At 58.3% G+C, this 11,638-nt stretch carries 9 protein-coding genes and 1 pseudogene; 4 read left to right on the plus strand and 6 right to left on the minus strand.

What is annotated here, in order from left to right:
- Nucleotides 1–14 precede the first annotated feature (14 nt).
- Nucleotides 15–133 (plus strand): annotated as a pseudogene (locus tag EOS_RS49470) (c-type cytochrome); the annotation flags it as partial.
- Nucleotides 134–424: 291 nt separating this feature from the next.
- Here the strand turns inward: EOS_RS49470 and EOS_RS49100 are convergent.
- From EOS_RS49100 to EOS_RS40345, 5 genes are all read right to left on the minus strand, one after another.
- Complete coding sequence (locus EOS_RS49100) at nucleotides 425–2,254, minus strand: ATP-binding protein (protein WP_152693266.1); 1,830 nt, start codon at nucleotides 2,252–2,254, stop codon at nucleotides 425–427.
- Nucleotides 2,255–2,373: 119 nt separating this feature from the next.
- Nucleotides 2,374–3,447 carry a histidine kinase gene (locus EOS_RS40330; RefSeq protein ID WP_087882067.1) on the minus strand — a complete coding sequence of 358 codons (1,074 nt, stop codon included), beginning with the start codon at nucleotides 3,445–3,447 and terminating at the stop codon, nucleotides 2,374–2,376.
- An 85-nt stretch (nucleotides 3,448–3,532) separates the two neighbouring features.
- Nucleotides 3,533–4,693, minus strand: a complete 1,161-nt coding sequence (gene nosP, locus EOS_RS40335; protein WP_047897826.1) for a nitric oxide-sensing protein NosP — start codon at nucleotides 4,691–4,693, stop codon at nucleotides 3,533–3,535.
- Nucleotides 4,690–6,504 (minus strand): putative bifunctional diguanylate cyclase/phosphodiesterase, encoded by a 1,815-nt coding sequence (locus EOS_RS40340; protein WP_053064229.1) that lies wholly within the window; start codon nucleotides 6,502–6,504, stop codon nucleotides 4,690–4,692. Before EOS_RS40340 ends, nosP begins: the two co-directional genes overlap by 4 nt.
- A gap of 199 nt (nucleotides 6,505–6,703) precedes the next feature.
- Nucleotides 6,704–8,131, minus strand: a complete 1,428-nt coding sequence (locus EOS_RS40345) for an HD domain-containing phosphohydrolase (RefSeq protein WP_082163718.1) — start codon at nucleotides 8,129–8,131, stop codon at nucleotides 6,704–6,706.
- Between the two features lie 296 nt (nucleotides 8,132–8,427).
- Between EOS_RS40345 and EOS_RS40350 the strand changes: the two genes are divergently transcribed.
- From EOS_RS40350 to EOS_RS40360, 3 genes are read left to right on the plus strand one after another with little or no spacing between them, the layout of a single operon-like run.
- Entirely contained in the window at nucleotides 8,428–9,831 is a 1,404-nt protein-coding gene (locus EOS_RS40350; RefSeq protein ID WP_047897827.1) for an ATP-binding protein, read from the plus strand.
- Between the two features lie 11 nt (nucleotides 9,832–9,842).
- Entirely contained in the window at nucleotides 9,843–10,211 is a 369-nt protein-coding gene (locus EOS_RS40355) for a response regulator (RefSeq protein WP_047897828.1), read from the plus strand.
- Nucleotides 10,204–10,815, plus strand: coding sequence for a chemotaxis protein CheC (locus EOS_RS40360; protein WP_047897829.1), 612 nt, complete (start codon nucleotides 10,204–10,206; stop codon nucleotides 10,813–10,815). Before EOS_RS40355 ends, EOS_RS40360 begins: the two co-directional genes overlap by 8 nt.
- Before the next feature lie 523 nt (nucleotides 10,816–11,338).
- Here the strand turns inward: EOS_RS40360 and EOS_RS40365 are convergent.
- Nucleotides 11,339–11,635 (minus strand): FIST N-terminal domain-containing protein, encoded by a 297-nt coding sequence (locus EOS_RS40365; protein WP_047897830.1) that lies wholly within the window; start codon nucleotides 11,633–11,635, stop codon nucleotides 11,339–11,341.
- Nucleotides 11,636–11,638: the final 3 nt, after the last annotated feature.

Raw genomic sequence — 11,638 nt, forward strand, 5'->3', positions numbered from 1 at the left:
TCGATGGATGTCGATATCCGCCAAGCACGGCTGGAAATCAGAAGCCTGTGGTATGCCGCCGTTCGCGCAATCGCTTTGCGATCAGGAAGTCGCGGTTGTGGTCACTTTTGTGCGGCGTTCGTGGGGCAACAACAACCGTTGCTTGGCCCGGCGTTGCAGATGCTTCATGTCCTCACGCGCGCGGGTCAGATCGCGCCGCGCCTCCTGTGCCTCATCTGGAATCCACACGGGGCTCAACATTCGCGTTTCAGCCTCGGAGATCTACTCAAACTGAAAGCGCAGATCGACGGCATCAAACGGGACGCTGTACGATCCCGCTTCGACCGTGTCGAAGCCGACCTTGCGCGGCTAAAGTCAATCGCGCCGAAGGAGCACCAAAGGAGAATCGCCGAACTCGAAGCGTTACCGTCAGCCAGGCGATTCTTCACTCCAGTTGAAGGCGTCGCCGTTTGATTGGCAGGGCTAGCCGGAAAGTCGTGCCTTTCCCGACTTTACTTTCGACTTCCAAGGTTCCGTCATGCTTTTGTACGATGCCGTACGATAGCGATAGCCCGAGCCCCGTTCCTTTACCCACCGGCTTCGTCGTGTAAAACGGATCGAAGATACGGGACAGGTTTTCCTTCTCGATGCCACAACCTGTATCCGAAATTTCGATCGATACGGTCTCATGTTCTGCGCGCGTACGGATTGTGATCCTGCCTCGCTCCTCCCCCAACGCATGCGCTGCATTGACGAGCAGGTTCATGATCACCTGGTTGATTTCGGATGGCAAGCACTCGACCTCAGGTATCTGACCGTACTCCCTGATCACATCTGCTTTGTATTTGATCTCGCTGCTGATAATGTTCAATGTGGCATCGATTCCCTGGTGCAGATCTGCGAATTGCCACTCCAGCTTGCCCCCTATACGCGAAAAATCGGTAAGTGCCTGGACAATCTTTCGCACTCGAGTGATTCCGTCCTTGGTCTCTGCCATCAACACCGGTATGTCATCTTTTAGGAACGGCAAGTCAACCCGCTCGCTCAGCACTTTTAATTTATCCGTCGTTGCTTTCGAATCAATGAAATGTTCCGCCTCCTTGTAGGCGGCGAGCATGGCCAGCAATTTCTCCACATATCCATCCAGGGCGGTGAAATTCGAGAAGATGAACCCGATCGGATTGTTTATTTCATGTGCGACGCCCGCAGCAAGCTGGCCGATAGAAGCCAGCTTCTCGGATTGCACAAGTTGAGCCTGGGCTTGAGAAAGCCTGGCGTTCAGTTCCAGCAGTTCAGCATTGCGCGAGACCAGTTCCATTTCGGTTCTCTTGCGTTCGGTGATGTTGTAGTTGACACCGACAATGCCGATCACTTTTCCCTCGTCATCGCGCAGAGGAACCTTCGTTGTCAACATCCACGCCACGTCATTGGTCAACAGATAATTAACTTCTTCTTCGTGATGCATCAACGGCTGACCGGATTGCATGATCGCCTGTTCTTCTCGATAGTAACGAGTTGCGCACGCCGCGGGATAAAAGCCGAAATCCGTTTTTCCCAGCAATTCATCAGGGCTCGCGACACCCATGCCTTGCGCCACAGCCATATTGCCGAAAATAAAACGGGTCTGAGTATCCTTGGCATAAATGCGGTGCGGAAAAGTTTCGGCTAAAGTCCGCAGCAAATTGCGCTGAAACACCAATTCGCTCTGCACTGCATTGAGCCGATCGTTTTCTTTTGCCAGGTGTTCGCAATATCGGACATTCTCCAGCGAAATGGCTGCCTGAGCGACCAGCGCGTTCAGGAGCATGACACGCTCTTCTGTGAACACACCGGCCTGGAGATCGTGCTCCAGATAGACAAGTCCGAGCAAATCGCCTTGTCCGATCATGGGCAAGCATGCAACAGACCTGACACCCTGCTTGCGCAGATAGGGATCGTTCGAAAAAGAGCCCGCCTCTGCCGCGTCAGCGAGAACCACTTGGACATGCCCAAGCTGCACGGCAGTAACAATGGATTCGGGTAAGCCGGAACACGAGGGACCTTGAAGATTCGTGCGAACGTCCACGCGCTGGTCTTCCGTCTTTCCTTGCGCGACTATCCGTAACGCCCCGTCCTCCACGAGCAGCAAACAGGCCCTGCACGCTCCCGAACTCTCTATCACTGCACGAACCAGGGTACTGAACAACTCGTCCGGTACGCGTGTAGTGGTGATTGCCCGCAACATGTCCAGCGTGCAAGAGAGTTCGGACGTCCGTGTGCGATTGTCGAGATACATGGTGGTCCTGGTAGCACTCTCCTTTCAGAAGATGAAAAAGAGATGTTTAAACTGGGGCGGCCGCAACGTCTGTCAAAGTGGGTGTTGCATTTGAAGCCACGGGGCTTCGATCCTCAGCTCTAAGCGACTTGCACGGGGACGCTATTCTTTCGCGCGATGGGAAGCCATACGGTGAAGCGGGAGCCTACCCCGGGTGCGCTATCGACAACGATCCGGCCACGATGCCTTTCGATGATGCCATATGAAACCGACAGCCCCAATCCGGTACCTTGCCCAACGGGTTTGGTCGTATAAAACGGGTCGAAAATCCTTGCTTTTACATCGGCCGACATTCCTATGCCCGTATCGGCAATCGTGATCGACACGCCATCGTCTTCTCGACGCGTACGGATCGTGATGATGCCCCGTACGGGGATCGCTTGTGCAGCGTTCACAAGCAGATTCATCAACACCTGATTCAACTGCGACGCCATGCATTCGATGAGCGGCAACTCGCCATAATCCTTGACTATATCCGCCTTGTATTTGATTTCATTGCGTACGACATTCAGTGTGGCTTCCAGGCCCGTATGGATGTCAACGACGCTCCAGTCCTCGTTTCCCGCGCGTGAAAAATCACGCAGATCCTGCACAATGCGCCGGACGCGCGACGCACCCTCTATCGACTCATCGATCAGCGGTCCGATGTCCTCGCGAAGGTAGTCAAGATCGGCTTCTTTACGCGCTGCGTCGACGCGAGCTCGCGTGGCGGGCTCGCACTCGCCAAACATCGCGTCTTGCTGCGCCATTGCGTCGAGCAGTTGCTGAACCCACTTTTTCAGTGTTCTCAGATTGGAATCAACAAAACCAATCGGGTTGTTGATTTCATGCGCTACGCCAGCAGCAAGCTGACCGATCGACGCGAGTTTCTCGGATTGCAGCAGCTTGACGTGCGTTTCCGCCAGTTCGTCGATCAAACGCCGCTGCGCCTCCTTTTCCCGCTCCAGATCCGCCTGCGCCCGCTTGCGCTCCTCAATCTCCTCCTTCATCAGGCGCTGCGTGCGCTCGAGCGCGTGGGTGATTTTCTTGTTCTCACTTAATGCGTCCTGCAGTTCGCGGGTCCGGTGGCGAATCTGGTCTTCAAGCGTGACCGCCATCTGGAACAGGCTGAAGTCAGATCCGCTGACGATCGTACTGCGCTCCGCGCGATCCATCAGCGACCGGACGATCTTGTTCAAGCGTGCGATTTCCGCTTGCAGCGAAACCGGATCGCTCGGTGCGGTGACAGCCGATAGCGTTTCAGCCACGTGCGTTCTCTCCGACGGAACCGAACGCGATCCCGACCAGCGTCTGATTCACGTGTACACCGCTATATTGCTCGCCATAGGTGCTGAAACCCGCCGCGCGGTTAGCCCGAAACAACTCGCCGGCGATGTCCCGTGTGCCCCGCTGCAATATTTCGAGGTGGCGCAAGATGCAGTCGCAGGCAAGCACCAGCTGCAGTTCGCCCAGATCATTGCGAAGCGCGGCGAATGTGGCGTGCAGATTCTCTGCGAGATCGAGACCCCGGGCAACACGCAGCACCAGCCCCTCCTCGATTGCGCAGTAGAACGTGAGACTGCCGTCCGGATTCAACTTCTGAATCGAGCGCACGTAGTCGGTCCCATCGATCAGCACGACGACAGGAGCGGCCGCGAAGTGCCCTGGGCTGAGATCTTCGACGCGGGCGCCGATCAGGCGCGCGTACTCCTGAGCGGCCGGCAAGCCATTGATTTCGCTCACGGTGCGCCGCTCGGCGTGCGCGCCAGTCACAACGAGCCGCTCGTTGCCAGAGCGAAAATGCTGCGTCTTGAAAGTCTTGAACGGCAATGTTGTCGAGGCGATGACGAGCACCGCACAGTCGCTTCGAAAGCGTCCCTCATGAAAAACGAAGGTTCGCTCGAAACGCAAATCGTCCGCGGCCGATCCGCCGATCAGAGGCATCTTACCCAACGCGCTTTGCAGCGTACGCGTCACGGTCTCCTCTCGCATCGACAGGCCGTCGATCAGGAGCAGCGCGAAAGGATTCGTGTCGCGCGCAACAGGCGACTTCCTCTCCAGCTCGTGCAGCACGTCAAGCGCGCGCACTTGTCCGCTTGCGAGCGTGAAGCAATGGAGATCATCCAGTCGCCCCGTCACTGCCGCGAATGAAGCGCGGGGCAGCGCCACGGCGACGAGACTGTGGTCACGATAACCTGCCGGTCCAATTTCCCCGGCCGTCGTACAGCCGACTAGCTCCGTGCCGTCAAATCGCTTGCCCAGCTCATCGGCAAGCGCATCGAGATCGAAATGACTGGAGCAGAAGAACAAAACCAATTCGCTATCGCACTCTCGCAGCGCCGCGTGCACTTCCTGCACGGCTTCGCGCGCGTCGGGATTCGTCGACTGTGTAACCACCGGGGTCGATGACAGTGAGGTCACGATATGTCTCCTTCTACTGTGCGTGAACCCGTGCCGGTTTCCGAAAGCACCGGTACCGGGCAGAGTTCGTGCGGTTTCCACGACGCGAGGAACCGCGCAATTTCTTGTTCCGGACGCGGGTGGCTAAAAAGATATCCCTGCGCCTCGTCGCACCCGGCCCGTGACAGGAAGTCGAGCTGCGCCCCCGTCTCCACGCCCTCCGCCGTGCAGACGATGCCAAGACTCGCGCATATGCCCGTCACGGCACGGATCACAGCCGCCGCTTCGGGGCGTTCGTTAATCCCTCTCGTGAACGATTGGTCGATCTTGATGCGATCGAACGGAAACATCGTCAAATAGCTCAACGACGAGTAGCCCGTGCCGAAATCGTCCATCGCGATGCTGACACCGATCCGCCGAAGCCGATGGAGCATCGACAGCACGGCTTCCGTGTTGTCGAGCATCATCGACTCCGTGATCTCAAGTTCGAGCCGATGCGGCGCGAGCCCGGACTCCCTCAATGCCGACGCAACAACGTCTACAAGACCATTGCCGTGAAACTGAGCCGTGGAGAGATTGACTGATACGCGAATAGGCTCCGGCCAGCGCGTTGCTCGCCAGCAAGCATGGCGGAGTACCCATTCGCCGATAGGGACGATCAGGCCCAGCTCTTCTGCAAGCGGCACGAATTCGCCTGCTGCGACAATACCCCGCTTCGGATTGCGCCATCTCAACAGGGCTTCGAAGCCGTTCACGCGTTGCGGATGCAGATTGACGAGCGGCTGGTAGCACAGTTCGAATTCATGCCGGCCAATCGCTTGATGCAGTTCGAGTGCGAGTGCTCTTTGAGCCTGCATCGAACGCTCCATCTCGACTTCGAAGAAGCGGTAACATCCGCGCCCGGCTGACTTCGCTTCGTACAGCGCGAGGTCCGCATGCTTGGCCAGCGCGGCCCATTCGTCTCCGTCCTCCGGCGCGATCGCGATGCCAACACTCGTGCCGATCACGATGTCATGCCCCTCCAGGGCGTAAGGGTCGCTCACGCTGCAAATTAGCTGCTCGGCAAGCGTCGCGACTTGGTCGCGTTCAATACCGTCTCGCATCAGCACGGCGAATTCGTCGCCGCCGATCCTCGCAACCATGGCGCCGTTCGGCAACTGCTGTGTGAGCCGTGCCGCGACCCGCTGCAACAGTGCATCGCCGATCGCGTGCCCAAGGGTGTCATTCACGTTCTTGAACCGGTCCAGATCGATATACAGCAGTGCACAACCCGCAGGATCGCCGTGCGGCAACGCCTCCTCGATGCGCTGCCGCAGCAGCGCCCGATTTGGCAAGTCGGTCAACGCATCGTGCATCGCCATATGCGCAATGCGCGCGTCGGCCTGGCGTAGCTCCGTGATGTCGTCGAAAGTTTCAATGAAGCCGCCTGTCGCCAACGGCTGATGCGTGATCGACATGACGCGATCGTCGAACCATAGCTGTTGCACATTCGCAGGACTCCTCGACCAGACGATCTCGAAATATTCAGTGGCGTAAGGACGCGCTTGGCGCTCGACGTGGCCCCCGAACACTGGGCTGTGCGACAGGACATCGATAAAAGTCTTACCGTTGTCGAAAGCGTCGGCCGGAAGCTGAAGCATATGAAGGAAATGCGCATTGCATACAGTGAGATGGCCCCTCTCGTCGACCATGCAAATGCCCTGTGGCATGTTCTCCAGTGCGGCTTTCAATTGGTCGCGCTGAACCGCCAATTCGCGGACCAGGTGTTTGCGCGCGCGTGTTGGCTCGGTGAGTTCCCGAGTGCGCGTCAAACGACTATAAGGCGTGTTCATCTATGCCTCTCTTTGAGCCGCCTCGTTGTGGCAGTGTCTCGACATGAGCCCGAGCGTCACGACGCGATCAATATCGAAACAAGCCAGAATCTGGATGCGGCGTGCATTTCAAGTGCTGTAGCTAAAGCGCCTTGATTCGACGCCGGCGTTGCACAACGTCGGGACTTCTTATAACGACCACCGCTTTGTGCCAGTGCGATCAGCAGTGCACAGGTTCGGGCTGGCTCTGCGCAGCGGCGTGGACCAGTATGGCAAAGGGCGCCTCGTCCTGCGCCTGAAAACGCTTCACCTGCGCGATCTGATGAGCTGACACGACACCGTCTTTCGCCAGCAGCAGCACGCCCCGGCTGGTGCGCAAGTCATCGGCGAGCCGCATGCCTTCGCGCAACTGCGATGCGTCGATTTGCGTAACCGGCGTATCCCCGCTCAACGCGAACGGGTCCTTCATCAACTCCACGAAACAATCGACGATCTGCGGATCGTAGCGCGTCCCAGCCTGCGACTTGAGCATCACGATCGCCTGCTCGAGCGAGGCCGCCTGCTTCACGATGCCGCCACTGCGTAGACCCTCGAAGTCGCGCGCCACGGCCAGAATCCGCGATCCAAACGCAATGTCCGATCCCGCCAAACCGTCTGGCGTGCCTCGGCCGTTGAACCGCTCATACTGATGCCGGATGATGTGCGCAACGTGATCCAGCTGCGCCACCGGCGTCAACACCATTTGTGCACGCAGCGGATGCTGGTAAAAAAACTGGATCTCCTCGGGCAAGAGTCGATCGAGCGATTTGCGCAGCAATTCGTCCGGCAGCGACAACTTGCCGATGCCATGCAGCAGACCGGCAAAGAACAGGTCCTGTGCCTGCAAACCACTCATGCCGAACGCCAGCGCCAAACGCCGGCCCACTTCGCCGATACGCAGAGACTGGCCCCCGAGCACGCCGCAGCGCAACTCGATCATGCTTGCGCAGACCTGTACCATCGTCGAGAAATTACGCTTCAGATCGCGTTGCGCATCTTCAAGGAACATCACGGTCTGGCGGATTTCCTCCGTGCGAGCGAGTACTTGCGTCTCAAGTCCGGCATTGAAACGCCGCAGCTCGTCATTTTGCTTGTGTGCCAGCTCGGTCAACCGGGCGGTTTCCTTGACAAGCCGCCGTTGCTCCAGCGCTTGTGCCACCGTCAGGAGCAAGTCCTGGTCGTCCCATGGCTTGTTCAGATAGCGGTAGACCCCACCCTCGTTGATCGCGCGCACAACCGATTCGATCTCCGAGTACCCGGTCAACAGAATCCGCATCGTATCGGGATAAAGCGCTTGTGCCTGAGCAAGAAATTCAGCTCCGCTCATATAAGGCATGCGCATGTCCGAGATGATCAGATCAACCTTGGTGGACGTGAGCAGGTCCAGCGCCGCCGCGCCGCTTTCCGCCGTGAGCACCTGGTACCGAGTCGGCCTGAGCAGACGTTTGAGTGATGACAAGACACTCGGCTCATCGTCGACCAGCAGCACCACCGGCACGGACGTGCCATCCTCGCCCGCAGTGGATGCCGCCGAATGCGTGCCCCCCTGGCCGGCCTCTCGCACGCCGTCCAGCCCGGAAATACCCAGCCCTTCTTCTGGATCCACCATGACGCTCCCCATTTTGATTGTTCGAGGTTCATCTTAGATATCGGCATATCGTACGCATCGCGTATTAGGGAAAACATCACGACTCGACTAATAAGAGGGATGGCGTCGCCCCCGGGCGATTGATTGAACACAACGTTCTCTCCACTCTGGTTGATGAGTCATTCACGACACTGTCGACCACAAACGAAGGATTGCCGGGGTTCGCCCGCAATGGAAAACCCCGATGTGCCCTGCCAACAGGCTTGCCGTTAAGCTGGCAACGGGCAGCGCTGACGCCCACTCATCGGGTCTTCCGCATGGATCTCGCTAAAACGGACTCACTCACGACCGACATTGCCGACCTCGTCAACGTCGGTGTCTTCGTGGTGGACGCCGATATGCGCTTGCTGATATGGAACCGTTTCATGGAGTTGCACAGCGGGCGCGACAAGAGCGAGGTAGTCGGCTGCACGTTATTCGACGCGTTCCCTGACCTGCCGGTGAAGTGGCTGACGCGCAAATTTGAATCGGTGTTCCTTCTTGGTTCTTTTGCGTTCAGTTCGTGGGAACATCGTCCGTACCTGTTTCGCTTCGAGCATACGCGACCCATCACGGGTGGCCCGGACGCGATGCGGCAAAACTGCACGTTCATCCCGATCGTGGCCGACGGCAACGTGACGGCCGTATGCGTGACAATCAGCGACGTGACCGACACCTGCATTGCGTACCAGGAATTGCAAAAAAGACAGCAGGCGGTCGCCGACGCGCTCGCACAACTGACCGTGCGCAACAACGAACTATCGCAAGCTAACGGAAAGCTCGCGCAAGCGCATCAGCAGCTCGTACAGTCAGAAAAACTCGCCGCCATCGGGCAGCTCGCCGCCGGCGTAGCGCATGAGATCAACAATCCGGTTGGCTTCGTGCTGTCGAACTTCAACGCGCTGGATCAATACATAAACGATCTATTCGGCGTCTTGTCCGCGTATGAGCGTGCTGAAGCCGACGTCAACGAGGAGGCGCGATCCCGCCTGCAGGCGTGCCGCGCATCGTCCGATCTGGACTATATGCGGGAGGACGCGCCGATGCTGCTGCGCGAGTCGAAGGAAGGACTGATGCGCGTGCGCGATATCGTCGTGGATCTACGCGATTTCTCGCGAGTCGACAGCGCTCATACATGGGAGTTGATCGACCTGCATCGGTGCATCGAATCGACGCTGAACATTGTCAGCAACGAGGTGAAATACCATGCCGACCTCGTGCGCTGCTATGGCGAGATTCCGTCGGTCCGATGCGTTGCATCGCAGATCAATCAGGTAGTGGTTAATCTGGTGATCAATGCCGCGCATGCCTGTTCGCATCTGCCGGATGGCGCACGCGGCACGATAAGGGTTCGCACCGGTCGCTCCGATACCACGCACGCGGCGGTCTGGTTCGAAGTCGAGGATACAGGTTGCGGGATATCTCGCGAGAACCTCGCGCGCATTTTCGAACCGTTCTTCACGACCAAGCCAGTGGGCCAGGGCACGGGCCTTGGTCTCTCGGTCACCTACGGCATCGTGCAGGCCCATCGGGGCAACATTCACGTCGATAGCGAACCCGGGCGCGGTACGACGTTTCGCGTCACTCTGCCGATTGAGCACGACTCCCACGAGACCGCACCAAACAGCACGGCGGCTTCGCAAAAAAATGGCGCGGCCAGCCCATCGCACCCTATCCAGTGAGGTCTGAAAGCATGCCACTCTCTCTACTTGTCGTCGACGATTCCGCGTTGGCTCGCAAGATCCTCATCAACGCGCTGCCGCCAGACTGGGACGTGGAAATCACACAGGCGACCAATGGCGTCGAAGCGCTCCGGTTGTATCACGAGGGCAAGGCTTCGGTGATGTTCCTTGACCTGACGATGCCTGAAATGGACGGTTTCCAGGTCCTTGCCCAGCTACGGCAAGAGGGCCTCGATGTGTTCGTGGTTGTCGTGTCCGCGGATGTTCAAGCGGGCGCGATTGAACGCGCGAAGGCACTCGGCGCAATGGCATTCATTCAAAAACCGGTCAATCCCGCCAAGCTTGTGCCCGTGCTGAAGGAGTATGGCCTTTATGAATAACCAGAGCCTCACGGAATTGCAGCGCGACGCGTTGCAAGAGATCACGAATGTTGGCATGGGCAAGGCCGGTGCCGCGCTCGCGCAACTTCTTGGGACCTTCGTCACGTTATCGGTGCCGCGCATCGTGCTTGTCAGCGTGGAGGAACTCATCGCCGTGCTGCGTGACGCGGACCAAGTGGGCAGCGGGACACCACTGGTGCGACAGGCGTTTCAGTCGGATATTTCAGGCGAGGCCGTGGTGTTCTTCGGGCCCGATGGCCGCTCCGAGCTGCGTGAACTGATGGGCTACGACGATCCGGCAATCGGGCTGGAACACGAAATGTTGTCCGACGTTGCGAACCTGCTGGTTGGGGCCTGCGTGAGCAGCGTATTCGAACAACTCGGACGCTCATTGAGTTTCTCGGCGCCCACTTTCGTCGACGCGAGCGCGTGGTTCGACTCACCGGAAATCATGGAGACGGCGCGCTGGAAGATCGCACTGCTGCTGCACGTCCATTTCGGACTCGAAAACGGCGACTTCGTTGCACAACTGGCGATGCTGCTGCCCGACAACGCGATCACGCGAATGACGGCTGCGCTGAATACGGTGCTTGACACACTATAAGGAGCTACCCGTGTCTGACAATCGCGATGCGGGCGGGCGTGTCCATGTGACCGGCAGTGCAGAAACTGCACCGCTCCAGGCACGCCCTTAGCTTACTGCGAGCGCTTCGCTTTTGATTGAACCCCAGATGGCAGTTGCAACTGCGTTCGCGCCAGGGCATGCATTCTCGCGGGATCCGCCAGCACGGTGACTGCCGAGGCAATGTCGTTGAATATTGAAAACACGTCGAAGTTGACAGATCAACAAACATGCAAATGTTCGATCTCCGTGCGTAGCGTGTCCTTTTCGTCTTCGCCGTCATCTTGCTCTGCCGTCTCAACATCTCGAAACGGAAAGGCCCGCTACGCCTAAAAGGCATCCTTCCCGGCCGTTTCGGCGCCAGCGCTACGGTATCGCTCTCCGTCAAATTCCATGACTCAAGCCACGACTCGGCTTCCCGCTGTGGTCTCGGCTGACTGAACAGGTAGCCCTGCACTTCGTCGCAGTGCTCAGACAGGCCCTTAATGAGCGCGGAGCCGTCCGTTTACAGTCCATCGGATAACACAAACACGGCCGCGAGATCATCCGCCATCAACTGCGTGCCAATCTGGACGTCGCACGCGAATGACTGCTCCTCTGTATCGATCGGCGCTGCCGCCAGTCGAACGCGGGTCGACGCAAAGTTCAGCGCAACACCTATTGCGCCGTCATCCCGTACGCTCAGGCCCTGAACATGAGTTCCTGTGCTGCAGCCCAGAATCTGGGCGAGGGGAAACCGCACCCGCAGCTGTGCGTATAGTGCGGCGTCCTTCAGTGTCTCAGTCGCTTCGAAGTACAGCACCTG

Source organism: Caballeronia mineralivorans PML1(12), from assembly GCF_001028175.1.
Taxonomy (GTDB): Bacteria; Pseudomonadota; Gammaproteobacteria; order Burkholderiales; family Burkholderiaceae; genus Caballeronia; species Caballeronia mineralivorans.

What these genes read in the sequence shown, in the direction of transcription:
- EOS_RS40345 (WP_082163718.1), bottom strand. Translation starts at nt 8,131, where the DNA reads ATGGTGGATCCAGAAGAAGGGCTGGGTATTTCCGGGCTGGACGGCGTG.
- EOS_RS40330 (WP_087882067.1), bottom strand. Translation starts at nt 3,447, where the DNA reads ATGGATCGCGCGGAGCGCAGTACGATCGTCAGCGGATCTGACTTCAGC.
- EOS_RS49100 (WP_152693266.1), bottom strand. Translation starts at nt 2,254, where the DNA reads ATGTATCTCGACAATCGCACACGGACGTCCGAACTCTCTTGCACGCTG.
- EOS_RS40350 (WP_047897827.1), top strand. Translation starts at nt 8,428, where the DNA reads ATGGATCTCGCTAAAACGGACTCACTCACGACCGACATTGCCGACCTC.
- EOS_RS40355 (WP_047897828.1), top strand. Translation starts at nt 9,843, where the DNA reads ATGCCACTCTCTCTACTTGTCGTCGACGATTCCGCGTTGGCTCGCAAG.
- EOS_RS40360 (WP_047897829.1), top strand. Translation starts at nt 10,204, where the DNA reads ATGAATAACCAGAGCCTCACGGAATTGCAGCGCGACGCGTTGCAAGAG.
- EOS_RS40340 (WP_053064229.1), bottom strand. Translation starts at nt 6,504, where the DNA reads ATGAACACGCCTTATAGTCGTTTGACGCGCACTCGGGAACTCACCGAG.